The sequence below is a fragment of the Actinoplanes sp. CA-015351 genome, assembly GCF_050955685.1.
GTDB lineage: Bacteria > Actinomycetota > Actinomycetes > Mycobacteriales > Micromonosporaceae > Actinoplanes.
The window spans coordinates 4965838-4990260 of sequence record NZ_CP192102.1; the positions used below are offsets into that span (position 1 = coordinate 4965838).

General features: G+C 69.3%; 19 protein-coding genes. 6 read left to right on the top strand and 13 right to left on the bottom strand.

Annotated elements, in window-relative coordinates; all coding sequences use genetic code 11:
* Nucleotides 1-82: 82 nt before the first annotated feature.
* From mmsB to chvE, 3 genes are all read right to left on the bottom strand, one after another.
* Nucleotides 83-1312, bottom strand: coding sequence for a multiple monosaccharide ABC transporter permease (mmsB, locus tag ACQP2E_RS22905; RefSeq protein WP_433824985.1), 1230 nt, complete (start codon nt 1310-1312; stop codon nt 83-85).
* Entirely contained in the window at nt 1309-2862 is a 1554-nt protein-coding gene (gene mmsA, locus ACQP2E_RS22910) for a multiple monosaccharide ABC transporter ATP-binding protein (protein ID WP_433824986.1), read from the bottom strand. The genes mmsB and mmsA overlap by 4 nt, the downstream gene beginning before the upstream one ends.
* A 126-nt stretch (nt 2863-2988) precedes the next feature.
* Nucleotides 2989-4104, bottom strand: a complete 1116-nt coding sequence (chvE, locus tag ACQP2E_RS22915) for a multiple monosaccharide ABC transporter substrate-binding protein (RefSeq protein WP_433824987.1) — start codon at nt 4102-4104, stop codon at nt 2989-2991.
* A 351-nt stretch (nt 4105-4455) separates the two neighbouring features.
* Between chvE and ACQP2E_RS22920 the strand changes: the two genes are divergently transcribed.
* Nucleotides 4456-5703 carry an ROK family protein gene (locus ACQP2E_RS22920; RefSeq protein WP_433824988.1) on the top strand — a complete coding sequence of 416 codons (1248 nt, stop codon included), beginning with the start codon at nt 4456-4458 and terminating at the stop codon, nt 5701-5703.
* 183 nt (nt 5704-5886) lie between these two features.
* Here ACQP2E_RS22920 and ACQP2E_RS22925 read toward each other — a convergent pair whose 3' ends face one another.
* Complete coding sequence (locus ACQP2E_RS22925) at nt 5887-6318, bottom strand: DUF2000 family protein (protein WP_433824989.1); 432 nt, start codon at nt 6316-6318, stop codon at nt 5887-5889.
* A 41-nt stretch (nt 6319-6359) separates the two neighbouring features.
* Between ACQP2E_RS22925 and ACQP2E_RS22930 the strand changes: the two genes are divergently transcribed.
* On the top strand, nt 6360-7166 hold the full coding sequence (locus ACQP2E_RS22930) for an AraC family transcriptional regulator (RefSeq protein WP_433824990.1): 807 nt from the start codon (nt 6360-6362) through the stop codon (nt 7164-7166).
* A gap of 282 nt (nt 7167-7448) precedes the next feature.
* Here ACQP2E_RS22930 and ACQP2E_RS22935 read toward each other — a convergent pair whose 3' ends face one another.
* From ACQP2E_RS22935 to ACQP2E_RS22950, 4 genes are all read right to left on the bottom strand, one after another.
* Nucleotides 7449-7631: a hypothetical protein gene (locus ACQP2E_RS22935; RefSeq protein WP_433824991.1), complete on the bottom strand. Its 183-nt coding sequence runs from the start codon at nt 7629-7631 to the stop codon at nt 7449-7451.
* A 542-nt stretch (nt 7632-8173) separates the two neighbouring features.
* Nucleotides 8174-9835: a diguanylate cyclase gene (locus ACQP2E_RS22940; protein ID WP_433824992.1), complete on the bottom strand. Its 1662-nt coding sequence runs from the start codon at nt 9833-9835 to the stop codon at nt 8174-8176.
* A 73-nt stretch (nt 9836-9908) separates the two neighbouring features.
* Entirely contained in the window at nt 9909-11618 is a 1710-nt protein-coding gene (locus ACQP2E_RS22945; RefSeq protein ID WP_433824993.1) for an L-lactate permease, read from the bottom strand.
* Nucleotides 11619-11682: 64 nt separating this feature from the next.
* Nucleotides 11683-12603: a proline dehydrogenase family protein gene (locus ACQP2E_RS22950; protein WP_433824994.1), complete on the bottom strand. Its 921-nt coding sequence runs from the start codon at nt 12601-12603 to the stop codon at nt 11683-11685.
* Nucleotides 12604-12693: 90 nt separating this feature from the next.
* On the opposite strand from ACQP2E_RS22950, the gene ACQP2E_RS22955 reads away from it, so the two are divergent.
* Entirely contained in the window at nt 12694-13656 is a 963-nt protein-coding gene (locus ACQP2E_RS22955; RefSeq protein WP_433824995.1) for a GlxA family transcriptional regulator, read from the top strand.
* Here ACQP2E_RS22955 and ACQP2E_RS22960 read toward each other — a convergent pair.
* The 3 genes from ACQP2E_RS22960 to ACQP2E_RS22970 all read right to left on the bottom strand — a co-directional run bounded on the left by ACQP2E_RS22960 (nt 13653) and on the right by ACQP2E_RS22970 (nt 19122).
* Complete coding sequence (locus ACQP2E_RS22960; protein WP_433824996.1) at nt 13653-16253, bottom strand: molybdopterin-dependent oxidoreductase; 2601 nt, start codon at nt 16251-16253, stop codon at nt 13653-13655. The genes ACQP2E_RS22955 and ACQP2E_RS22960 overlap by 4 nt on opposite strands.
* On the bottom strand, nt 16250-17035 hold the full coding sequence (locus ACQP2E_RS22965) for an FAD binding domain-containing protein (protein WP_433824997.1): 786 nt from the start codon (nt 17033-17035) through the stop codon (nt 16250-16252). The genes ACQP2E_RS22960 and ACQP2E_RS22965 overlap by 4 nt, the downstream gene beginning before the upstream one ends.
* 77 nt (nt 17036-17112) lie before the next feature.
* Nucleotides 17113-19122, bottom strand: coding sequence for an ATP-binding protein (locus tag ACQP2E_RS22970; protein WP_433824998.1), 2010 nt, complete (start codon nt 19120-19122; stop codon nt 17113-17115).
* Nucleotides 19123-19500: 378 nt separating this feature from the next.
* On the opposite strand from ACQP2E_RS22970, the gene ACQP2E_RS22975 reads away from it, so the two are divergent.
* Entirely contained in the window at nt 19501-20118 is a 618-nt protein-coding gene (locus ACQP2E_RS22975; protein ID WP_433824999.1) for a DUF6230 family protein, read from the top strand.
* 78 nt (nt 20119-20196) lie between these two features.
* The gene (locus tag ACQP2E_RS22980) at nt 20197-21741 is read left to right on the top strand and encodes a DUF6114 domain-containing protein (protein WP_433825000.1); all 1545 of its coding nucleotides are present in this window, start codon (nt 20197-20199) and stop codon (nt 21739-21741) included.
* Here ACQP2E_RS22980 and ACQP2E_RS22985 read toward each other — a convergent pair.
* Entirely contained in the window at nt 21728-23224 is a 1497-nt protein-coding gene (locus ACQP2E_RS22985) for a diguanylate cyclase (RefSeq protein ID WP_433825001.1), read from the bottom strand. The genes ACQP2E_RS22980 and ACQP2E_RS22985 overlap by 14 nt on opposite strands.
* A 101-nt stretch (nt 23225-23325) precedes the next feature.
* On the opposite strand from ACQP2E_RS22985, the gene ACQP2E_RS22990 reads away from it, so the two are divergent.
* The gene (locus ACQP2E_RS22990) at nt 23326-23595 is read left to right on the top strand and encodes a DUF2277 domain-containing protein (RefSeq protein WP_433825002.1); all 270 of its coding nucleotides are present in this window, start codon (nt 23326-23328) and stop codon (nt 23593-23595) included.
* Here the strand turns inward: ACQP2E_RS22990 and ACQP2E_RS22995 are convergent.
* Entirely contained in the window at nt 23583-24410 is an 828-nt protein-coding gene (locus ACQP2E_RS22995; RefSeq protein ID WP_433825003.1) for a lysostaphin resistance A-like protein, read from the bottom strand. The two genes, ACQP2E_RS22990 and ACQP2E_RS22995, sit on opposite strands and share 13 nt — an antisense overlap.
* Between the last annotated feature and the right edge of the window lie 13 nt (nt 24411-24423).

The following is a 24423-nucleotide window of genomic DNA, read 5'->3' on the forward strand; positions in this document are numbered from 1 at the left end:
ACGCTACAAAAGAACCACTCGCTCCAGCGAACATCCAGCGCACCTCCAGCAAGCCCGCAACGAACCCCACACCACGGAGGAACTACTTCGCGCGGCGCTTGTTCATGATGTCGAAGGCCACCGCCGCGATCAGCACCAGGCCCTTGAGCGACTGCTGCCAGGCCGCGTCCACGGCCATGATCGAGAGGCCAATGTTCAGCACGCCCATGATGAGCGCACCGATGATCGCGCCGGTCACCTTGCCGACGCCGCCGTTGACGGCGGTGCCGCCGATGAAGGCGGCCGCGATCGCGTCCAGCTCGAAGTTGGTGCCGGCCGCCGCGACGGCGGAACCGGCCCGCGAGGTGGTGATGACCGCGGCGACACCGGCGAGCATGCCCATGTTCACGAAGAGCATGAAGTTGACCCGCTGAGTCTTCACACCGCTGAGCATCGCGGCGGGCAGGTTGCCGCCCATCGCGTAGATGTGCCGGCCGAAGACCGTGTTGTTCATGACGAACGTGTAGATCAGGACCAGCGCGCCCACGATGATCAGGACGATCGGCGTGCCGCCGGCGCTCGACGCCAGCAGGTAGGTGATGTAGCCGATCGCCAGGGCGTAGACCACCATCTTGCCGATGAACGCGGCGAACGGTTCGACGCGCAACTCGTTCTTGACCAGCTCGCGGCGGGCCCGGAGCTGGGTGACCGCGATACCGGCGAAGGCGAAGACACCGATCAGCACGGTGAGGCCGTCGAGGTTGCCGAGGTAGCCGAGGGCCGCCGGCAGCGAGCCGCCGCTGATGTCGTTGAACCCCTGCGGCAGACCGGCGACAGTGGTGCCGACCAGGACGATCGCCAGACCGCGGAAGATCAGCATGCCGCCGAGCGTCACGATGAACGCGGGGATGCCGACGTACGCGACCCAGAAGCCCTGCCACGCGCCGACGACACCGCCGAGCACGACCGCGAGGACCACCGCGAGCAGCCACGGAATGTCATGATCTGTGATCATGAGAGCGGTGACGCCGCCGACGAAGGCGACCACCGAACCGACCGACAGATCGATGTGGCCGGCCACGATGATCATCACCATGCCGATGGTGAGGATGAATACGTAGGCGTTCTGCTGGATCAGCGAGGCGACGTTGTTCGGCAGCAGCATCTTGCCGTCGGTGAGGACCTGGAACATCACCACGATGACGATCAGGGCGCCGAACATGCTGTACTGCCGCAGGTTCTGACCGAGGTAGCTCTTCAAGGAGCCGCTGTCGTTCTTCTTGCTGGGTTCCGGCGCTGCCGACGGCTGCGCCAGAGTGGTGGAAGCGCTCACCGCGTTGCTCCGCTCTTCTCCTGGGTCATGTAGCGCATGAGGCTCTCCTGGCTGGCCTCAGCGCGATCGATCTGGCCGGTGACTCGCCCCTGGCTCATCGCGTAGATCCGGTCGCAGATGCCGAGCAGCTCGGGCAGCTCGGAAGAGATCACGATGACCGCTTTGCCGGAATCGGCAAGCTTGTTGATGATCTCGTAGATCTCGTACTTGGCGCCGACGTCGATACCTCGCGTCGGCTCGTCGAGGATCAGCACCTCGGGCTCGGTGAAGAGCCACTTGCTGAGGACGACCTTCTGCTGATTGCCGCCGGACAGCTTGCCGACGACGGCGTCGACGCTGTTCGCCTTGGTCTTCATGTCCTTGCGGAACCGCTCGGCCCAGGTGACCTCCTGCGCGCCGCTGACGACGCCCAGCTTGGAGATCCGCTTGAGGTTGGCCGAGGTGGTGTTGCGCTTGATGTCCTCGATCAGGTTCAAGCCGAAGTGCTTGCGGTCCTCGGTCGCGTACGCGAGACCGTGCTTGATGGCCGCGTCGACAGTCTTGAGCGAGACTTCCTTGCCGTGCAGGAAGACCTTGCCGGAGATGTTCGTGCCGTAGCTGCGACCGAAGACGCTCATCGCGAGCTCGGTCCGGCCGGCGCCCATCAGTCCGGCGATGCCGACGATCTCGCCGCCGCGCACGTTGATGCTGGCGTGGTCGACGACGACCCGGGACGGGTCGTTCGGGTGGTGCACGGTCCAGTCCTCGATCCGCAGCACCTCCTCACCGATCTTCGGAGTGTGGTCCGGGTACCGGTGGGCCAGGTCGCGGCCGACCATGCCCCGGATGATGCGGTCCTCGGTGATCGGCTCCGCGCCGTGCATGTCGAGGGTCTCGATGCTCTGACCGTCACGAATGATCGTGGTGTTGTCGGAGATCGCCGCGATCTCGTTCAGCTTGTGCGAGATGATGATGGACGTGATGCCCTGATCCCGCAGGTGCCGCAGCAGGTCCAGCAGGTGCGCGCTGTCCTCGTCGTTGAGAGCCGCGGTGGGCTCGTCGAGGATGAGCAGCTTGACCTTCTTGGAGAGCGCCTTGGCGATCTCCACGAGCTGCTGCTTGCCGACACCGATGTCCATGATCTTGGTGTCCGGGGCCTCGCTGAGGCCGACCCGGGCGAGCAGCTCGGACGCCTGCCGGTTGGTCTGCGCCCAGTTGATGACGCCACCCTTGGCCCGCTCGTTGCCGAGGAAGATGTTCTCGGCGATCGAGAGGTACGGGCTGAGCGCCAGCTCCTGGTGGATGATGACGATGCCGAGCTCCTCGGAGTCACGCACCGTCTTGAAACGGCTGACCTCACCCTCGAAGACGATGTCGCCGTCGTAGGTGCCGTACGGGTAGACGCCGCTGAGCACCTTCATCAGGGTCGACTTACCCGCGCCGTTCTCGCCACAAATGGCGTGGACCTCCCCGCGGCGCACGCTCAGCGTGACGTCCGAGAGCGCCTTGACGCCCGGGAAGGTCTTGGTGATACCCCGCATTTCCAAAATCGGGGTGTTGTCGTTGGCCATCACAACTCGCTTGCTGTAGGGGGTCGGACCGGGGCCTTGGCCGGCCGGATTTTCCAAGATCAAAGCCGAGAACAGCCACGATCGAAGAAAACCCAGCCGGCCGGTCCCAGCAAGAGCTGAGGGGCGTTACAGACCGAGCTTGTCGGCGGTGTAGAAGCCGGAGTCGACGAGCTTCGTCTTCACGTCGTCCTTGGTGACGACGACCGGCGGGAGGAGGTACGACGGGACGACCTTGACACCGTTGTTGTAGGTGCTGGTGTCGTTCGTCTCGACGGTCTCGCCCTTGATGATCTGGTCGACCATCTTGGAGACCTGCTCACCCAGGGTGCGGGTGTCCTTCCAGACCGTCATCGACTGCTTGTCGGCCAGGATGTTCTTGACGTTCGCCAGGTCGGCGTCCTGACCGGTGATGATCGGCCAGTCGGTGCCCGGCTTGTAGCCCTGCGACTCGAGCGACTGCTCGATGCCCAGCGCCAGCGAGTCGTTCGGGGAGAGAACGACGTCGACCTTCTTGCCGCCGGTGTAGAACGAGTTCAGGCGGTTGTCCATCTCGGACTGGGCCTTCTGCGAGGTCCAGCCGTCGATCGCGACGTTCTTCCAGTCGTCGTTCGACGCCAGCTTCTTGCCGGACGGGATGACCAGCTTGCCGCTGTCCACGTACGGCTTGAGGACGTCCCACGCGCCGGAGAAGAAGAACTTGGCGTTGTTGTCGTCCGACGAGCCGGCGAAGGGCTCGAGGTTGAACGGGCCCTTGCCGTCCGCCAGGCCGAGCTTCTCGACGATGAACTCGCCCTGAAGCTTGCCGACCTGGTAGTTGTCGAAGGTCGCGTAGTAGTCGACGTTCGCGGTCGAGTTGATCAGGCGGTCGTACGCGATGACCTTGATCTTCTGCGCCGCGGCCTTCTCGAGGACCGGGCCGAGCGCGGTGCCGTCGATGGAGGCGACAACCAGAACCTTCGGGTTCAGGTTGATCATGTTCTGCAGCTGGGTGATCTGCTGGTCGACCTTGTTGTCGGCGTACTGGAGCGAGGTCTCGTAGCCGGCCTTCTTCAGCAGCGCGTCAAGGTTGGCGCCGTCGTTGTTCCAGCGCTCGAGGCTCTTGGTGGGCATCGCGATGCCGACCAGGTTGGAGCTGCTCGAGCTGGAACTGTCGTCGCTATCGCGGCTGCTGCTGCAACCCGACGCCGCGGCCAGAGTCGCGGCCAGGGTGACCGCCGCGAGAACCCGGAAGTTCTTGGACACCTCGACGTCTCCTTTCCCTATCGGGCCCGCAGCTCTGCGGGCCGACTTCAAGACCGGCAACCGATCGCTGCCGGAGTCTATTTGTTGGTGGACACAACATACGCCTCTGCGAGTGTTGCGCACGCGATGATCCGTAACGGCTCCGTAACACTGCCTGTGAGCGGATCACCAACTCTAGATCCGTGATCAAGGTACTGAACTGCCTGAATAATCACTCCGGCAGCACGGTGACGAACACGGCCCGTGACGTGGTGCGGGCCATAGTATTTGTTGCCTACTCCGACTAATGCGCCGAGGGGTGGCCACGCACCGACCGCTATCGTGGCGACACGAAGCGCGAGAGGAGCTGCGATGCCACCCGTAGCCACCAGAGCGGCCAAACCGGAGAAGCGCGGTGTCAATCCGCGAGCCGCCCACCTCGCCCTGGCCCTGCGTAACGTCGCCGAGAACGACGGCGAGATCTCCCGGGCCGGCATCTCCACCGCCACCGGCCTGAACCGTTCGACCGCCTGCTCGCTCATCGAGGAACTGATGGCCGGCGGCCTCGTCCGGGAAGTCAAGGAAGCCCGGAGGAACACCAGGGCCGGCCGCCCCGGAACCGCCCTCGGCCTGCGCTCCGACGGCCCGGCCGGTCTCGGCATCGACGTCAACGTCGACTACACCGCGGTCTGCGTCGTCGACCTCACCGGCGCGGTCCGCTACAAGCACGTCGTCGCCGAGGACCAGCGCGGGCAGAACTCCCGCGAGGTTCTCGACCGGATCGCCCGGCTCGCCCGCGGCGCGCAGAACGCCGCCGAGTCCTTCGGGCTCACCCTCTGCGGCAGCGCGGTCGCGGTCCCCGGCATCGTCGATCGCCGCGGCGCGACCGTCACCCTCGCGCCGAACCTCGGCTGGCACGACCTCGACGTGGCCGAGGTCCTCCCGGCCGACGTGCACGGGGAGCGCGCCACGCTCGACAACGAGGCGAACTTCGCGGCGCTCTCCGAGGAAGACCTGCTCCGCTCGGGCGCCAGCTATCTGTACGTCAGCGGCCAGATCGGCGTCGGCGCCGGCATCGTGCTCGACGGCACGCTGTACCGCGGGTCGCACGGCTGGAGCGGCGAGATCGGCCATCTCACGATCGATCGCGACGGTCCGGAATGTCCCTGCGGCCGGCGCGGCTGCCTCGAACGTTACGCCGGGCACGAGGCGATCCTCCGAGCCACCACCATCATGACCAGCGCCGGCACCACGCCGGGCGCCGGAACAACTCTGGGCGTCAGCCCGACCGCCGACCTCATCGCCGATCGCGCCCGCTCCGGCGACGCACCCACCCTCGCCGCGCTCGCGACCGCCGGGCGCACGCTCGGTTTCGCGCTCGCCGGCTGCCTCAACCTGCTCGACGTCGGCACGATCGTCCTCGGCGGCATCTACCGCGACCTCGCCCCGTGGATCGGGCCCGAGGTCGAGCGCGAGATTCAGGCTCAATTCGTCGGCGCAGGCTGGGCGCGCCCCGAGGTCCGCCCCGCGGCCTACGGCGCCGAGGCGCCCGCTCTCGGAGCAGCACGCTCGGTCGTCCGCGACGTCATCAACGACCCGATCCGCTGGCTTGTCCGATAGTGATCCCAGCCCACAGTGATGTCCCGGCCCACCTGGGGGCCGGGACAACCACGAAGCCGAGACAACCGTCACAGATGGCTTATCGGCACCTAACCGGCAAATCAGAGGTTTTACACCCGGCGCTTCGCTGCCGGCTCCCTGCCCGGTCCTTCTCGATTGCGTGGGTACGCCGAGAGCACCCGGCTATCGGTGCATAGTCGCCCCTTTGAGCACCTTGTCGACGGCCACCCGCGGCCCGTGAATCGCCAAGCCCACCAGATCCAGGTCCCCGGTCGGCACCGCTCGCACGGCGGCCCGGTTGTCCGCGTCGTTCCCGGTCGCGAAGAGATCGGCCGTGAAGATCGACAGCTGCACGTCCCGGCCGAGCGCCCGCCCGTGCGCGGCGGTCAGCGTCTCCTTGCCGCCCTCGAACACCAGCACCGGCTGGCGGAACATCGGCAGGTAACTCACGTCGCCGCCGTCCACGTACGGCTCACCGATCACCTCGGGCACGGCCGAACCGAGCCCGCTGACCAGGAACGCGGTCACGTTGAGCCGTTGCCAGACCGCCAGGTCGTCGCGGAGCAGCACAGCAATCTTGGTAGCGAAACGCAGCGGAGTGTTCATGCCCGCCATCGTCGTCCGGCCGTACCCACCAGGTCTTGTACGATTTTGACGTGCCCGCTGCTTCGCTGATTCCCGGGCCGCAGATCGACGCGTGGCGGCCGCCGCTGGACGGTGTCGTCGAGGTGCTGCACGCCCGTTTCGGCGAGCACGGTTATCCGATGCACGCCCACGACGCCTGGACGGTGCTGCTCGTCGACGACGGCGCGGTCCGTTACGACCTGGACCGGCACGAGCGCGGCGCGTACGGCGGCCTGGTCACCCTGCTGCCTCCGAAGGTCCCGCACAACGGCACCGCGGCCGGGCCGCGCGGTTTCCGCAAACGGGTCCTCTACCTGGAGCCGCACCTGCTCCCCCAGCGCCTGATCGGCGCTTCGGTGGACACTCCGGCGATCACCGACCGGACGCTGCATCGGCTGGTCTCGTCGGTGCACCGCGTTCTGCGTACCCAAGAAGAAGCCGCAGCCGAAGCGCTCATGATCATGGCGCTGGAGAGGCTGCGCACGCACCTGGGCGACGCCGCGGCACCGAGCGCGCCCACCCGCCACGCCGCGCATGGCCTGCGTGACCTGCTCGAAGAGCACATCGTCGAGGGTCTGCCGCTGAGCGCGGCCGCAGCTCAGCTGCACTTCGACCCGGCCCACCTGGTCCGCTCGTTCCGGCGCGAGTTCGGCATGAGCCCACACCAGTACCTGATCTCCCGCCGCGTCGACCTGGCCCGCCGCATGATCGTCACCGGCCGGCCACTGCGGGTGGCGGCGGCGGACGCCGGCTTCTACGACCAGCCCCACCTGACCCGCCACTTCAAACGAATCCTGGGCGTCCCCCCAAGCCACTTCACCCACCCCACCCGGGCATAGCCACCCACCCGGCAGCGCAGATCCACCGCCCCCAAGACCGCGCAGGCCCCCGCCACACCGCCGCTGGGGTCGCCATGCAGCCCGGCCTCGCGGGTCCCCCGAGGTCGCCCCTGCCGCCCCGAGTTGAGATCTTGTGCGTTTCGGCCGTCCGATCGACCGCACACTCACAAGTTCCGGAAGGCCGCCGTCCTGGCGTGTCGGTTTCGGGTCAGTCGCGCGCACATGTTCAGCTCTGCGGACGACGTTCGAGTCATCGCCGCTTGCTGATGCCTACCAAGGGTCTCACCTGCCGATCTTGCTGAACTGCGTCACGCCGGCACCCCGGAACTCACCAAGATCGACGGCGGACGGGTGTGCGGCACCGCGCCGAGAGCGGGCGGGCACCGCACCGAAAGCGGGCGGCATCGCGCCGACCGTCGAGCGCCGCTCCTGCCGGGTCAGTGGTGGCTGACTTTCCTCGATCATGGAGAGTTCCCCGGACACGGTGCCGCTCAAGTCACCTAGATCGACGAGGACCTCCCGATCTTGTTGACTTCGCCGCAAACGGTTCGGAGAAGTCCACAAGATCTGTGAGTGGGAGGGAAAGCGAGGACCCGCGAAGACGTGCGGCTGGCGGCTGGCGGCTGGCGGCTGGCGGCTGGCGGCTGGCGGCTGGCGGCTGGCGGCTGGCGGCTGGCGGCTGGCGGCTGGACCACGATCGCTCAGATCTGGTGAATCCGCCAGTGGCGGCAAACTCACCAGATCTGTGCGACACGACGAGAGGCAGCCGATCTTGTGATCTTTCGGCCGGCGTCGCGGCACAAACTCACAAGATCGGCGGGCGGCGCGGGGCGCACAAGATCGGCAGAGCGGAGCCGCGAAGACGGCAGCCGCTGAGCGGCGGGGCGGGCGAGCGGGCGAACGAACGGACGGGCGAACGAACTAGCGGGCGAACGAACGGACGAACGGACGGACGGACGGACGAACGGGCGGACGAACGGACGGGCTGTCTGTTGGGGGCCGGGCGGTCAGTGGGTTACTGCTCGGCCTCGGCCTTGGTTCTTGGCGTGGTAGAGGTTGCGGTCTGCTCCGGCGAGCAGGCCCGGCAGCTCCGCGCCGCCGCCGTGGTGGACGCCGATGCTGACCGATACTGACAGCCCGGCAGCCAGGTCGCGCCACGGGAAGGCGCGGACCGCGTCGACGATCTGCTGGGCGCGCTGGATCGGGATGCCGTCCGGCATGTCGGCGAGGATCACTACGAACTCGTCGCCGCCGAGGCGGGCCGCCAGGTCGCCCGGGCGGACGTGGTCGCCGAGGATTGCCGCGATCCGGGCCAGCACCAGGTCGCCGACGTCGTGGCCGAAGCCGTCGTTCACGCCCTTGAAGTGATCGACGTCGACCATCAGCACCGCGTAGCCGCCCGCGTCCCGGGCGTGGTCGTCGACGTACGCGTGGTAGCCCCGTCTGTTCGCCAGCCCGGTCAGTTCGTCGGTGAGCAGATCCAGCCGTAGCTGGTCATGTTCGCGCCGGCGCCGTTCCACCGCGATCGCCGAGCGGACGTTCGCCACCCGGTGCAGGCGGTCGTTCCAGCGCAGCGTCGCCTGTTCGTCGGCGTACCGCAGGGCGATCTCCGGAGCGCCGGCGCGCTCCGCGGCCAGGCGCATGGCGAGCATGCGGGCATGCGGCGGCACACCTGTCACTTTCTCGGGTACGAGTGACTCAGGGTCGTCGACCCGCACCGTCCCCCGGATCACCGCAGCCAGCAGGAGGGTGAACTCCCCGATCCGGCCGGTCACGGCCGGCGCCTCGATCCCGGCGAGGGCAGCGAGGAGGTGAAGGTGCCCGCGATACTGCTCGGCCCAGCTCGGCGGCCACTCGTCGGTGCGCAGCTCGGCGCCCTCCCCAGACGCCGGCCCCGCGACAGCAGGGGAGCCCGGTTCCACGACAGCAAGGGCGCCCGGCCCCACGACAGCAAGGGAGCCCGGCCCCACGACGGCAAGGGCGCCCGGCTCCGCGACAGCAACGGCGCCAGGCCCCGCGCTGGCGGGGAATGCGGTCACTGCCCGGGCGGCTGCGGCGTCCCAGTCGCCGATCATCGCGTGGGCGCAGGCCCAGTCCGCCACCAGCTCGATCCGGTTGATCGCCAGCACGATGCGCTGGCGCTGCGACGTCCGGTCCGGACGGCCCCGCAATGCCGGCGGGGGCGGTTCCGCCAGGGCCTGGTCGGCCTGGTCGTAATACTCGATCGCCAGTTCCCACAGGCCGAGCGTGTGCGAGACGCAGCCGAGCTCGATGAACGCCGACGCACGGTGGGCTTTCGGCCCGCCCGCGTGGTCCAGCAGGCCAACCGCCCGGACCAGCGGGCTCGCCGCGGACCCGGCCAGGTCCAGGGGGTGTTTCGAGGCGGCCAGGCGGCCGGCGCTCGCGGCCAGGGCCAGGGCGGTCAGCGCCGGCTCGTCCAGTTCGGCGGCCTGCTCGATCATGGCGCGGATGTGGTCGCTGTCGTCGCCGCCGGCCTCCATCACGGCCAGCGAGCGGGCGAAGCTCAGCAGCAACCGGACGTCGCCCCAGGCCGGCCGGGCCAGCCGGACCGCCGCCGCGTCGATCTCGGCCAGGCCGATCTCGCCCTGGGCCGCCTCGATCAGCGCGTAGGCCTCCTCGATCGCGGCCGCGTGCACCTCGTCCTCCACGCCTGTCCATCGGCAGCCCGCACGCACAGCTCAGCGAACCATCAAGCTCAAACGCGATCAAGAGCAAACGCGCTCACGGAACCATCCAGCCGAGCACCGGCGTGCCCTGCAGAGTCACCAGGACACACATGAACAGCAGCAGCACCAGGCTCCAGCCGACCACCCGGCGGAAGAGGTCGCCCTCCTTGCCGGCCATGCCCACCGCCGAGGCGGCGATCGCCAGGTTCTGCGGGCTGATCATCTTGCCGAGCACCCCACCGGACGAGTTGGCGGCGGCCAGCAGCAGCGGATCCAGGCCGGCTTTCGCGGCGGTCTGCACCTGCAGCGCGCCGAACAGGGCGTTCGACGAGGTGTCCGAGCCGGTCACGGCCACGCCGATCCAGCCGAGGATCGACGAGAGGAAGAGGAACACCCCACCGGCCGCCGCGAACAGCTCACCCAGGGTGTTGGTCTGGCCGGACTGGTTCAGGACGTACGCCAGCGCCAGGACCGCCATCACCGTCACGATGGCGTGCCTGAGTTCGGCGTACGTTCGGGCGTACGCTCGAAGGGCCGCAAGCGGGCCGATGCGAAGGACCACCGCGGTGAGGATCCCGGCGAGGATCATCAGAGTGCCGGCGGCGGGAAGCCAGCCGAAGGTGAAGTTGGTCGAGGCCAGAGGCTTGCCGTCGGCACCGATGATGTCGAGGCCGGGCCATCCGAAGACGACCGTCCAGGGTTCGGTGGCCAGGGCTTCCTTGATCGGGCCGAGGTTCGCGATCGAGAAGATGGCGATGATGATCAGGTAGGGAGCGTAGGCGCGGGCGACCTCAGCGGGTGCGTCACGACGCACGGCCTGCTTGGTGGTCCCCGGAGAAGCCGGCGACGACGGATCGGGGCCGATGACGGCCGGCTGGGATTCTGAAGGCGAGGCGTGCAGGTCCGGGGACTCGGCGGGGTGCCAGATGCGCAGGAGCAGGACCACCGCCGCGGCCGACACCAGCGACGCGACGATGTCGGTGAGCGGAACCGAGATGTAGTTCGACGCGACGAACTGGGCAAGCCCGAAGACCAGACCGGCGACGACCGCGGCCGGCCAGGTCTGGCGGACGCCACGGCGGCCGTCAACGACCGCCACCAGGACCAGCGGGACGATCACGGCGAGGATCGGGGTCTGCCGGCCGACCATCGCGCCGAGCGTGTCGGTGGTGAGGCGCGGGTCGGCGAGCGCTCCGGAGGTGACCGTGCCGAGGGTGACGATCGGGGTGGCCAGCGCGCCGAACGCGACCGGGGCGGTGTTGGCGATCAGCGCGACCGCGGCGGCGTGCAGCGGCCGGAAGCCGAGCGCCATCAGCATGACCACAGTGACGGCCACCGGCGTGCCGAACCCGGCCAGGGCTTCGAGCAGCGCGCCGAAACAGAACGCCACGATGATCGCCTGGATCCGCATGTCCGGGCTGACGCGTTCCATCGACCGGCGCAGCACGTCGAAGTGGCCGCTCACCACGGTCAGGTTGTAGACCCAGATGGCGTTCAGGACGATCCACAGGATCGGGAAGAACCCGAACGCGGCGCCCTCGCTCGCCGAGAGCAGCGCCTGGCCGACCGGCATCGAGTACACGACGATCGCCACCACCAGGGCGACGGCGAGCGAGATCAGACCGGCCAGCCAGGCCCGCATCCGCAGGACGCCGAGCAGCAGGAAGAGCGTGAGCAGCGACAACGAGGCGAAGATCGCGGACAGGCCGACCGAACCGGCTACCGGGTCGGTCACGATCCTGAACTGTTCGAACATGAGAACCATCCAGATCTATCGATCCCCCTGCCCGCAATCTAGCCCTTCCGGTGTGAAGCGCAACATGGAGCGGCTAGCCCGCCGCGTCGACGACCGCGGTGAGCAGGCGTTGCGGGTCCTCGGCCAGGCGGTTGCAGACGTAGAGCCACCACTCGGTGCCGAACACCACGTACTCGCGGGTGGGGTGGCCGCGGCCGGCCATCGCGGTGAGGCGGTCCGGGCCGAGGCCCAGCAGGGTTTCGAATTCCCAGGGCGCGTCCGCGTGGCCGGCGCCCAGCAGGGCGTCGATGCGGTGAATCAGGTCCCAGTCGTGGGTGGCGAACGAGCACGAGTGCCCGGTGTTCGCGAGCGTCTCGGCGTACCGCAGGTAGGCGGCTGTCAGCGCCGGGTCCTCGCGGGCCCACGCGTGCGTCTCCGGCTCCAGGAATGCGCCCTTCACCAGGCGGATCCGGCCCGGCAGGCCGAGCACCGCGGGCAGGTCGGCGGCGGTGCGGTGCAGCCGTGCCTGGAGGGTGATCCCGACGTGACCGAAACGCTCGGACAGCCGGCGGTGCACCGCCAGGATCGCGTCGGTGCGCTCGGACCCCTCCGCCGAGATGATCATCTCCCGCCCGGTCGCCGCGGTGGCCTCGGCGATCCGGGTGGCGTTGCCGAAGGCGAGTTCCTCGTCGATGGCGAGGCCGATGTGTGACAGGTCGAGGGACACCGAACATCCCGGTGCGAGCTGGTGGGCCGCGTCGACGAACACGTCCGTCTCGGTGGTGGCCCGCCGCGGGTCGCGGCAGCTCTCCCCCATGTACTCGGCATTGGCGCGATGCCCGGCCGCGAGGATCCTGGCGACCCGGGGCAGCGCCTCCTTGAGGCTGTCACCGGCTACGAAGCGACGGGCCACCCGCCGTGCGATCGGGCCGAGCACCGGGTCGGCGGGCACCCGCCACTTGAGTTCCTCGTCGAGAGCGAGAGCACGCAGGGTCTGAGCAGCGGTGATCGTCATGGGACCAGCCTCACCGGAACACGGCCGTCCGCACAGTGGCAGGAATGCCGACTATCCTGCAATTCCTGCCACTGCCCGACGGGAGGTCCCGTGCTCCGCGATGTCGCCGTTCTCGCGCTGCCCGGCGCGCACGCGTTCGAACTCGGTGTCTTCTGCGAGTTCTTCGGGATCGACCGCACCGACGAGGGTCTGCCCGGTTACGACTTCGCGCTGGTCTCCGCCACCGGTGCCAGCGTGCCGACCCGGCATGGGTTCGCGGTCCAGGCGAGGCACGGACTGCAGCGGCTGGAGTCGGCCGACCTGATCGGTGTGCCGGCGACCGACCCCGGCGTACGGCAGCCGGAGGAGCTGTACGAGGCGTTGCGGGCCGCGGTCGGCCGGGGCGCCCGGGTGCTGAGCATCTGCTCCGGCGCCTTCGTGCTCGGCGAGGCCGGGCTGCTGGACGGCCGCCGCTGCACCACCCACTGGCGTTACGCCGCGGAGCTGGCCCGCCGGTACCCGCGCAGCAGCGTCGAGGTGGACACCCTCTACGTCGACGAGGACCCGGTGATCACCGGCGCCGGGACCGCCGCGGGCATCGACACCTGCCTGCACCTGGTCCGCAAGCTGCAGGGCAGCGCGGTCGCGAACGACATCGCCCGGCGGATGGTGACACCCCCGCACCGCGACGGCAGCCAGACCCAGTACGTCAAACGGCCGAGCCCGAAGGACCGGACCGGCCGGTTGGCACCGACGCTGGCCTGGATGGAGTCCCACCTGGAGCAGCAGCTGACCGTGGACGGCATCGCCCGCCGGGCGCACATGTCACCGCGTACCTTCGCCCGGCGCTTCCTGCAGGAGACCGGGTCCACTCCCCTGCAGTGGCTCACCGGCCAGCGCGTCCTGCTGGCGCAGCAGCACCTGGAGAACACCGACGAGCCCGTCACCGCGATCGCCGCGCGTACCGGGTTCGGTTCGGCGGACACGCTGCGCCACCACTTCGTCCGGCGCGTGGGCACGACCCCGCACGATTACCGCCGGACGTTCCGCGGCCGCCCGAACCAGGACCGCTAACCCTGCATCGCCTGCCAGATCTTGTCGGCGGTGAAGGGCAGATCCGTCATGCGTACGCCGATCGCGTCCCGGATCGCGTTGGCCAGGGCCGGTGCGACCGGGTTGAACGGGCTCTCGCTCATCGACTTCGCGCCGAGCGGGCCGATCGCGTCGACGGTGTCGGCGAAGTGCACCTCGGTACGCGGGATGTCGGCGAACGCCGGCAGGTGGTACTGCCGGAACACGGTCGTGGTGACCTCCCCGCCGGCCGAGATGTCGACGTGCTCGCTGAGGGTGGCGCCGATCGCCTGGGCCACGCCGCCCTCGATCTGGCCGCGCAGCTGCGCCGGGTTCATCACGGTTCCGGCGTCGGCGCTGTGCACGCTGCGCAGGATCCGCAGGTCACCGGTGTCCGGGTCGACCGCGACCCGGAACCACTGCGCGTTGAACGCCACCGACCGGGGTGTGCCGTCGAAGTGCCCGGTGCCCACCGGGGCGCCGGCACGCAGGGCCCGCGCGGCCCGCAGCACCGCCCGCCCGGCCACCACCACGCCGGTGGAGGCGAAGGCTCCGGTGTCGTGGCCGACCACGTCGGTGTCGGACTGCCGGATCACCACCTTGTCCGGGGTGGTCGACAACTCGTCGGCGACGATCTGGGTGAAGACCGTGGTGCTGCCGTTGCCGAACTCGGCGGTGCCGACGGAGAGCTCGTAACGCCCGTCACCGAGCGGCTTGATCGTGGCGTCGGCGAAGTGCCCGCCGGGCGGCCCGGCCGCGATCATCGCGATCGCCATGCCCTCACCGACGAGCCACCCCTCCGGAGCGGCCTCACCGGCGCCGGAGGAACCTGCGCCGGAAGAACCAGCATCCGAGGAAGAAACCGATCGGATGTGGTCCAGGCACTGGTCCAGGCCGTAACTCGCGATACCCAGGTCCTCCACGTGGTCACCGGGCGCGGTCAGGTCGTCCCCGTCACGGACCACGTTGAGCTCGCGGAACGTGACCGGGTCCATGCCGATCCGCCGGGCCACCTCGTCGAGGACCTGCTCGACCGCGAACGTGACCTGCCCGAGCCCGTACCCGCGGAAGGCTCCGGCCGGCACGGTGTTCGTGTAGACCGTGACCGCGTCGGTGCGGATGTTCGAGCACTGGTAGACCGCGACCGTCTCGTGACAGCCGTGGAACATCACCGACGGGCCGTGGTTGCCGTACGCGCCGGTGTTGTTCAGGACGTTCAGCTTCAGGGCGGTCAGGGTGCCGTCGGCGGTGGCGCCGGCTTTCACGGTCACCACGAACGGGTGCCGGGTGGTCGCGCCGTAGAACTGCTCGGACCGGGTGAACTCCCACTTCACCGGCCGGCCGGTGCGTAACACGGCCAGGGCGACGAGGTCCTCGACGAGCATCTCCTGCTTGCCGCCGAAGCCGCCGCCGACGCGGCCGGCGATCACGCGTACCCGATCGGCAGGAAGGTCGTAGAGCCGGGCGAGAGCCCGGCGGGTGAGGAACGGGGTCTGCGTGCTGGAGCGCAGTACCAGACGGCCGTCGTCGTCGAGCCAGCCGACCGCGCCGTGCGTCTCCAAGCTGGCGTGCTGCACCCGGGCCGTCCGGAACGTCTCCTCGTAGACGACGTCGGCGGCGGCGAACCCGGCCTCGACGTCGCCGATGCCGGCGTGCAGCTCGCCGATCACGTTGTTCCCGGCCCGGCAGATGCCCTCCTCGACGCCCTTGTCGGGGTGGATCACCGGGGCGCCGGGAGCCGAGGCAAGCTCCGGGTCGATCACGGCGGGCAGCACCTCGTAGGTGACCCGCAGCTGCCGGCAGCCCTCCTCGGCCGCGGCTTCGGAGGTGGCCACGACCGCGGCCACCCGCTGCCCGATGAACCGGACCACCTCGTCGAGGACCCGGGTGTCGTACGGGTCCTCGGCCTCCCGCTCGTGCTGGCCGGTGGAGAAGAGCCGGTCCGGCGAGTCCTTGTGGGTGAGCACGGCTTCGACGCCGGGGACCGCGAGTGCGGCCGAGGTGTCGACCGAGACGATCCGGGCGTGCGCGTGCGGCGACCGCAGCGCCTTCAGATGCAGCACGCCGGGAACGTCCAGGTCGAACGTGTAGCGCGCGGTGCCGGTCACCACCTGCGGACCGGCCGGGGCGCCGAGGCTGGACCCGACGGCCTTGGTGGAGCCCGCGCACGACTCGATCGATCGGCCGCAGATCGCGTCCTCGATCGACCGATATCCCGTACACCGGCAGAGGTTTCCCTTGAGCGCGCGTGGCAGATCCTCGCGCTGTTCCGCGGAGAGCGCGGCAGCGGTCATGATCATGCCCGCGGTGCAGAAGCCGCACTGGAAACCCTGCGCGTCCAGGAAGCTCTGCTGCATCGGATGCAACGCATCCGGCGTGCCGAGACCCTCGATCGTCGTGACGCTGCGGCCCTCGGCGCGGAACGCCGGGTAGACACAGGAGTGCACCGGTTTGCCGTCGACGTGGACCGTGCAGGCGCCGCAGTCGCCGGCGTCGCAGCCCTTCTTGACCCCGAAGCAGCCTTCGTCGCGCAGGTAGGTGCGCAGGCACTGGCCGGGACGCGGCGCGCGGTCATGTGACGTTCCGTTAATTTCGATCATGAGAGCTCCGCAAGGATCTGCGCTGCGTAATGGCGCGTCAGGTGCTGCCGCCAGACCGGCCGGCCGTGCACGTCATCCACGTATTCGCCGGCCGGAATGGCGGCGACGAGATCTTCCGACCCCGGCGGGAATCGAAGAACATAGGGCCGGCGGGTCGAGGCGGTCACGGTGAGTGCGATGCCTTCGGCATCAACCCTGCCGATCAGCAGCGCCGCCGAACGCCCATGTCGGTGCAAGGACCCACGACGGTACGCGGTACGCGCGGTCAACGCCGCCGCCGGCAGGTGGATGGACCGGAGCAGCTCGCCGTCGCGGAGCACCGTGGTCCCCTCGCCCGTCACGAACTCCGCGGCCGGCACCCGGCGCTCGGTCCCGTCCGGGCCGATCAGCAGCAGGGTGCCGCCGAGCGCGACGCTCAGCGAGATCATCGGGCCGGCCGGCAGCGCGGCGCAGAGGTTCCCGCCGACGGTCGCCACGTTCCAGATCTTGAACGAGGCCAGGAAGGCGTGGCAGCACTGCCGGACGATGGCGTGCTTGCCGAGGCGCTCGTTCAGCTCGGCGACCGTGCAGGTGGCGGCGATCTCGATGTCGCCGCCGCCGTGTTCGATGTCGCCGTGGAAGGTGATCGCCGGCCAGCCGGCGGCGGTCAGATCGAGCAGGCGCCGCACGTCCGGTCGTGGCTCGCCGAACAACGCGGTGCCGCCGCCCAGCCAGGCGTCGCCGGGACGCCAGGCGCCGGGACCGGCCGGACTGATCACTTCGGTGACGGTGTTCAGATCCACGTTCGTACGCTACAAGCTGTGTGTTTCCGATCTTGACCATCCGCGAGCCTGCTCCAGTTAACCCAACCGAAACATTGTCAGCCGACCGGGACGAACTCCGGGACCGGGGCCGGAACCACCGGCAGCATCAATGTGAAGGTGCTGCCCCGGCCCACCACCGACTGCACCGTGATCGTGCCGCCGTGGTCGCTGACGATGTCGCGGACGATCGCCAGGCCCAGACCCGGCCCCTGCACCGCCTGGTCGACAGCGTTCCCGGCCCGGTGGAACGGCGTGAACAAGCCCGGCACGTCCTCGGCCGGGATCCCGATTCCCGTGTCGGTCACCGCCACCGACACGCTGCGCTCGTCGGCGCTCAGCTCGCAGCGCACGCTGCCACCGGACGGCGTGAACTTGATGGCGTTCTCCATCAGTTTGCGCAGCGCTCGCTGCAACTGGATCCGGTCGCCGAGCACCCAGCACTCGTCCGCGTCGAACGTCACGGAGAGTTCCTTCGCGCGGGCCGCATTCTCCAGTTCGGTACGCACGTTCGTCGCCAGCTCGCCGAGATCCAGCGGCTCGGTGGAGACCTCGCTGCCCGCCTCGGGACGATCCAGAAGGACCAGGTCGGCAATCGTCTCGTGCAGCCGGTGGGCGTTGCGCATGATCGCGCTGAGCGACCGCTTCTGCATCGGCGACAGCTCGCCGGACTCCTCGGTGAGCATCTCGGTGTACCCGAGAATGCTGGTCAGCGGCGTGCGCAACTCGTGCGTGACGGTCTGGATGAAAACGTCCTTGCGGTGGTCCAGCATCCGCAGCTCGGTGATCAGCCGCGCCTGCCGGTACTGCAGCGTGAGCTGCCGCAACGCCCGCTCGATCGCACCGCAGACCCCAGCGAGCAACCTCCGCTCAGCGTCGGTCCAGGCCTGCCCTTCGGTACGCCGGACGCGCAGGAATCCTGGCTCACAGTCCGCGTCGCCACCGATCGTCACCCCGAGAGCCCCGTCGTCGAAGATCACGAGTTTTCCAGGCCCGCCGGCCAGCAGGGTGTGTATCAGGTCGTCGGGCAGTTCCTCGGTTCCGGCGGGCCAGTTGACCTCGACCGAGCCGGTACCGGGGATGGCGAGCTCGCAGTGCACCGTGCCGGTGCCCGCCCCGAACGAGCCGGCTCTGATGCCGACCGCCGTGCCGATCAGCTCGGCGATGCGGTGCACCGCCGCGTCCGGCGCCCGCAGATCCTGGAGTTCGGCGGCGACCGCCTGGCGCAGACCGGCACGCGCGGCCCGGGCCTTCTCCGCGGCGAGGAGGTCCTCGGTCTGCGCGGCCAGGTCGTTGAGGGCGTCCACGACGCTGCGCAACTCCTCGGCTCCGGCCGCCTGTGCCCGCGCCGACCGGTCACCCTGCGCGAGCCGGCGGATCGTGCCGCCGAGCAGGCCGAGCGGCACGAGCAGCTGACGCCGCCCGGTGCGCGCCACCGCGTACGCCACGGCCAGGAACGCCAGGAGCAGCAGCGCTGTGCCGATCTCGACGGCTCGCAGCGCGCTCGACCGGTGGTGGTCCTCAGCGCGCAGCTCGGCGTCGATGGCCTGCCCCGCGGCTTCGTTGACCAGGCGCAACTCGTCGAACATCTGCTTGCCCCGGGCGAGGTCGCCGGCCGCGCCCGCAGCGCCGGCTCCGCCGAGATCGGCCCCGTCAGCGCCGGCTCCGTCACGATCGGATCCGTCAGCGCCGGTGACGATCGGGGCGGCGTACTCCTCCAGCCACGCGTGGACCACGGCGCTCTCCCGGCCGAGGATCTGGCGTACCTCGAGGTCGCGGGTGCCCTCGGCCACCTCGTCGAGCGCGGCGATCGCGGCGCCGCGGCCCGTTTCGTACGGTTCCAGGAAGGAACGATCGCCGGTGAGCTGGAACCCGCGCACGCCGGTCTCGGCGTTAGTCATCTGCTGCAGCACCCGGTCGTTGGCGAAGCGGGCCGCGACGATCCGGGCGGCAGCCTCGTCATGGTCGGACCGAACCCGGCCGCCGACCACGAGCTGGACCACGAGAAACGCCGCGAAGAGCAGAAACAGGGCGGCAAAGCCCAGGTTGAGGCGTCGCTGCACGCTCATTGGCGGCGCTCCGCGCGGGCTTCCATGTCCATCAGATCGGCAGGAGGGTGCCCCGACCTAAGTCGAGCGGCACGTCGAACACGCTCAGCAAGCGTACAGCTTCGTTATGGACTCGTGATAATCGAGACCTTGCGTACCCGGGGTAACGGGTAACTTGGCACACCCGGATGTTTTGTCGGAAATATCGGACAGGGCGGTGGCGGGCATCACCGAGTGTCATGTTGATCAAAGGGATCTGGGTTACTGACTGGTAGCCCGGGCCCTTGTAGTCGGCGAGCCGCAGCGGCAACATTTCCGGCACATTACGGCCCCGGCATCGACAGCATTCGCTGTGAATCGTTGTCCCTCACGAGGCCGCAGCCGTCACAAGGAGGTTCCGTGAAGGATGCGCAAAGCGCACCGGCGTACGGGCGTACCAACTGGCGCCGGTTCGCCGTCGCGGTGGGTGTGCCGACGGTCGTCGCCGGTGGCCTGGTCCTCGCCCTCGCCGAGGGCGCTCTCGCCGCGAACTTCACCATCGCCGGCGAACAGTTCAAACTGTCCGCCAGCAAGCTGGTGGGTACCGGTTTCACCCAGTACAGCGGTGAGCTCGAGACCAAGGACGGGAAGATCCCGGCCGCGATGTCGGGCATCGAGCGCGCCACGCTGAACGATCTCTGCCAATCCGTGGCCGTCGGCCCGATCACCCTGCGGATCGAGGCCGGCACCGACCCCGATCACCCGGTCAAGGCGAACGATCTGCTCATCGGCATGTCGTCGCTGGGTGGCGACGCCACGTTCACCGAGATGCAGATCGGCCTGGACGCCGGAACTCTGGACCGGGCACAGGACGAGGCGAAGGGCGCACCCGGCGGTTTCGGCCAGCAGGCCAAGACCGTCACCATCGTCAACCTGCGCCAGCAGGCGTACTACACGTCGGCCTCGACCTTCACGCTCAACGGCATGAGCCTCAAGCTCCACGTCGGTGGCGAGCACGAGTGCTACTACGAGGATTGATCTTCTTCAGTTCCGGGCTCGCGGAGCACGCTCCGCGAGCCCTCCCCCTGTGCCGTTGGCTAGAGCTCGGAGGAACGTGTGGCGGCGGAGAGCTTCTGGATCCGGTTTCGTGAGTGGCGGCGCGGCCGGCCGTTCTGGGGTGGGCTGTTCCTGATCCTGTCGGGGCTGGAGATGTTCCTGAGCGCGAACATGGCGCTCGACAACATCGAGATCCATATCGGCCCGCAAGGTTTCCTGTCCTACCTCATTCCCGTGCTGATGCTGGTCAGTGGCGTGCTGGTCTGGTTCAGCCCGGCGCAGCGGCTGTTCTACGGCGTGATCGGCACGCTGACCGCGCTCTACTCGTTCATCGGGCTGAACCTCGGCGGCTGGTTCGCCGGGATGATCCTCGGCATCGTCGGCGGCGCGCTCGTGATCGCGTGGAGCCCGCCCCCGGTGCCCGCACCCGCGGAGACCGCCGTTGACTCGGGCGATGACTCCGGCGATGACTCGGGCGATGACTCCGGCACACCGAGCGCCGGCGTCCCGGTGCCGGACAGCGGGCCGCCGACCGCCGAGATCCCGGTGGTCAGCGGCCCGTCGATCGTGCCGGGCATCGAGGAGCGCGACCCGGGACACCGGCCGATGCACCGCAAGCTGACGATCGTGATCGCGCCGCTGCTGCTCGCCACCTCGGTCGTGGCCGCGGTGGCCGCCGGTGGCACCCGGCCGGCCGGCGCGGCTCCGCAGTGCCCCGAGGGCATGCCGTCCCGGACCGCCACCCCGTCCCCGTCACGCACCCTGGCCACGGCGAAACCGTCGAATAGCCCGGGCGCCGGCACGGCGCCCACCTCCAAGCCGGCGCCTTCGGCCGGCGCGAGCGAAACGGCCGGGAAAGAGGAGGCCGGACAGGACGAGGACACCGGGATCCCGATCCTGGACGGGATCGGCGACGTCATCGAGGACATCAACGACGGCCTGAACGACATCTTCAACCCGGACGCCGCGCCCTCTCCGGAGCCGAGCGCATCGCCGGAGCCGAGCAGGCCGGAGCCGAGCAGGCCGGAGCCGAGCAGGCCGGAGCCGAGCAGGCCGGCCGCGGCGACGACAACGCCCGCACCGCCGGCCCGCACGAAACCGCCCGTCACCACGGAAGCGAGCAAGCCGAGCACGAAACCCGAGGAGATCGCCTGCCTGGGCGCCCGGCAGGAGGGCCTGGTCGCCGACTCCGGCGGGATCCCGCGCGCCGGGATCAAGCCCGGCATTCTCAAGACCAAGTCGCTGACCATGTACAACTCGACCTATCAGGGCGTCGTCGACGTCCCGACCGCGAACGGGCCGATCAACTCGCTGTTCTTCAGCATGGACAAGGCGGTGAACAAGCCGTTCAGCCTGGAGATCGCCGAGCCGAACGGCGCCACCACGCTGATCAAGAGCGGTGAGCTGACCACCGACGGGAACGTGGAGTTCTACTCCCCCAGGTTCACCGGGAAGCTGTTCGGGCTGATCCCGGTGACGTTCACCCCGGAGCAGCCGCCCCCGCTGACCCTGCCGGTCCTCTGGTTCACCGACGTGACGATCGACCTCGCGTACGTGCAGTGTGACGTTCTGACCGCCAAGCCGATCAGCATCACCGAGGTATAGGCGCCGGCCACTCGCCGTTCTCGTGGCGGCGGACGGTGCCCTTGCCGGCGGCCTTCGCGGCGTACATCGCGGAGTCGGCGTTGCGCAGCAGCGCGCTGATGCCGACGCGCTCGCCACGCCGGGTCACCGCCACGCCGACGCTGCCGCCGACTTTCACGTGGTGGCCCTGGACCATCATCGGCTGGGCGATCCGGCGCAGCAGCCGGTCGGCGAGCACGGCGGCGCGGGGACCGGCGTCGATCAGCAGGATCGCGAACTCGTCGCCGCCGGCCCGGCAGATCAGGTCGGCGCCGCGCAGCTCGGCCTTGAGCCGGTTGGCGACGGAGACCAGCACGTCGTCGCCGGCCGCGTGCCCGAGCGTGTCGTTGACCGGCTTGAAGCCGTCCAGGTCGATGACGATGGCACAGGCTTCCAGATATCCCGCGGTGAGCCGGGCGGCGGCGCGGGTGTCGAAGGCCGACCGGTTCAGCAGACCGGTGAGCGGATCGTGATGGGCCTGGTACGCGAGCGCCTCCCGCTGGCGTTCCAGGGCGACGGTGAGCCGGCCGACCGTGACCAGGGTCAGGAACTGGCGCAGCAGGACCAGGGAGAAGCTGCTCAGCAGCAGCCAGACCAGGGTCGGGCTGAGTTCACCGTCGGTCAGCTGGCGGCCGGCGGCGACTCCGACCGCGGTGGCGACCGGGATGTACGGCAGCAGCGCCCACGGACTGAAGATCAGCTGTTCCACCCCGTCGGTGCCGGGCCGGGAGACCGCGAGTTTGCTGGAGGACGCCATCACCAGAGCAGCGAGCACGTAACCGAAGCCCACGCCGTTGGCCCACCACGGTTCCCCGGCGACGGTGTTGCGTGTCGAGGCCAGCAGGGTGATCGCCTGGACCAGCGCGGCGAACGCGAGCAGCTGCTGGGCGCTGACCTGCCTGCCGGGTTCCGAGGCGGCAAGGGTCACCAGCGCGACGGCCGCGCCGAATCCGAGCACCACGACGATCGTCAGGGCGTACCCGGAGAAGGCGTCCTCGGCCCCGGCGACCTGCTGCGCCTCGCCCACCGGCATGAACTCACGGACCAGCGCGAAGAAGGCGCCGGAGACCGCGGCCACGTCGATCAGCTGCCGGGCGGCGGCGATGCCGCGCAGACGCGGCCCGGCAAGGACCATGGCGATGGGTACGAGCATCGCGGCGAGCGTGGAGAGCACCACCGCCGGAGCACCGGCCCAGCCGGCGCCGAGGACGTTGACGAGGAACAGCGTGTTCGAGGTGGACCAGGCGGCGCAGGCCGCGGCGCCGAACCCGAAGGCGAGCTGGATGCGCGGCGGGTTGCTGGTGTCCCGTGCCCGGTCCCGGTAGTTGACCGCGGCGTAGCCACTGGCCAGCGCGATGATCACATCAGAGACAGCGAATCCCGCCGTATCGGGCAGGATCGGGTGCAGAAGCTGCATGATGGTCGCGAGCGCGAGGCTCGCCAGCAACGCAATGCGCAATCGCATGCCCACCCCGTGTTGCGGAGATCCGAAGTGGGCTGAGTATTACATGGACAGCGGTTACTGATCAGCCCACGAACCACGCACCGAGACGAAAGGCCTACCACGTGTGCCGGAGCATCCACCAGCTGCACAACTTCGAGCCGCCCGCGACGCCTGACGAGATCCACGCGGCGGCGCTGCAATATGTCCGGAAGATCGCCGGATCCACCAAGCCGTCGCAGGCCAACCAGGAGGTGTTCGACGCCGCGGTGGCAGCCGTCATGGCCGCCACCGCCGATCTCCTTGCCGGCCTGGTCACCAGCGCGCCGCCGAAGGACCGCGAGATCGAGGCCGCGAAGGCACGGGAGCGCGCGGAGAAGCGTTACGCGTCCTGATTCTCCGGGTTCTGCGCGGGCCGGCGGGGGCGAATGTTGCCCCTGCGCTGGGCCACCCGCAGCAGGTACCAGGTCGTGACCAGGCAGGCCAGCACCGCGAACACGCTCGCCTCCGGCCCGAAGCCGCCGCCGGTCAGCAGGGCCGGTCCGTCGAACACGCCCCGTAGCAGCCCCGTCGCGGCATTGTCCGAACCGGACACCTCGACTCCGAAGATGCCGCCCTCGGCGAAGTTCCACCCGAGGTGCAGGCCGATCGGCAGCCACAGGGCGCGGGTCGCGACGTACGCCGCTGCCGTCATCGAGCCGGCCGCGATGATCGCGAGGGCGCCGCCGATCGCCGACGGGTCGTTGACCAGGTGCAGCAGACCGAACAGCGTGGCCGACACGGCGAGGGCGATCCAGGTGCCGGTGCGCTGTTCGACGAGGCGGAACAGGATGCCCCGGAACAGCACCTCCTCGACCGTCGCTACCGCCATCATCAGACCGAAAATGGTCAGCATTCCGCCGAACGAGCCCCACCCGGCGATCCGGAACCCGCCGAACACCGCGATGGGCAGCACGGTCGCGACGAACAGCCCGACGCCGGCGAGCGTTCCCCGAGCGGTGGCCCGGAACCACCCCGCGCGGGGCACATCGGTGGGTTCACGTTTCTCGATGCGGCGCGCTGTCCACGCGTACAGAAGGATGGTGAGGATCGCGGCAGCGGCACCCAGCGTGAGCGAGAGGATCGCGCTGCCGGAGGCGGCGCTGACGACGGTGACCACCACCGCATCGACAGCGACAAAGATCAAAAGAAGAAACAACGACGACTTCATGGGTACGACGGTA

What these genes read in the sequence shown, in the direction of transcription:
- mmsA (WP_433824986.1), bottom strand. Translation starts at nt 2,862, where the DNA reads ATGGCCAACGACAACACCCCGATTTTGGAAATGCGGGGTATCACCAAG.
- ACQP2E_RS22920 (WP_433824988.1), top strand. Translation starts at nt 4,456, where the DNA reads ATGCCACCCGTAGCCACCAGAGCGGCCAAACCGGAGAAGCGCGGTGTC.
- ACQP2E_RS22925 (WP_433824989.1), bottom strand. Translation starts at nt 6,318, where the DNA reads ATGGCGGGCATGAACACTCCGCTGCGTTTCGCTACCAAGATTGCTGTG.
- ACQP2E_RS22935 (WP_433824991.1), bottom strand. Translation starts at nt 7,631, where the DNA reads ATGATCGAGGAAAGTCAGCCACCACTGACCCGGCAGGAGCGGCGCTCG.
- ACQP2E_RS22945 (WP_433824993.1), bottom strand. Translation starts at nt 11,618, where the DNA reads ATGGTTCTCATGTTCGAACAGTTCAGGATCGTGACCGACCCGGTAGCC.
- ACQP2E_RS22950 (WP_433824994.1), bottom strand. Translation starts at nt 12,603, where the DNA reads ATGACGATCACCGCTGCTCAGACCCTGCGTGCTCTCGCTCTCGACGAG.
- ACQP2E_RS22960 (WP_433824996.1), bottom strand. Translation starts at nt 16,253, where the DNA reads ATGATCGAAATTAACGGAACGTCACATGACCGCGCGCCGCGTCCCGGC.
- ACQP2E_RS22970 (WP_433824998.1), bottom strand. Translation starts at nt 19,122, where the DNA reads ATGAGCGTGCAGCGACGCCTCAACCTGGGCTTTGCCGCCCTGTTTCTG.
- ACQP2E_RS22985 (WP_433825001.1), bottom strand. Translation starts at nt 23,224, where the DNA reads ATGCGATTGCGCATTGCGTTGCTGGCGAGCCTCGCGCTCGCGACCATC.
- ACQP2E_RS22995 (WP_433825003.1), bottom strand. Translation starts at nt 24,410, where the DNA reads ATGAAGTCGTCGTTGTTTCTTCTTTTGATCTTTGTCGCTGTCGATGCG.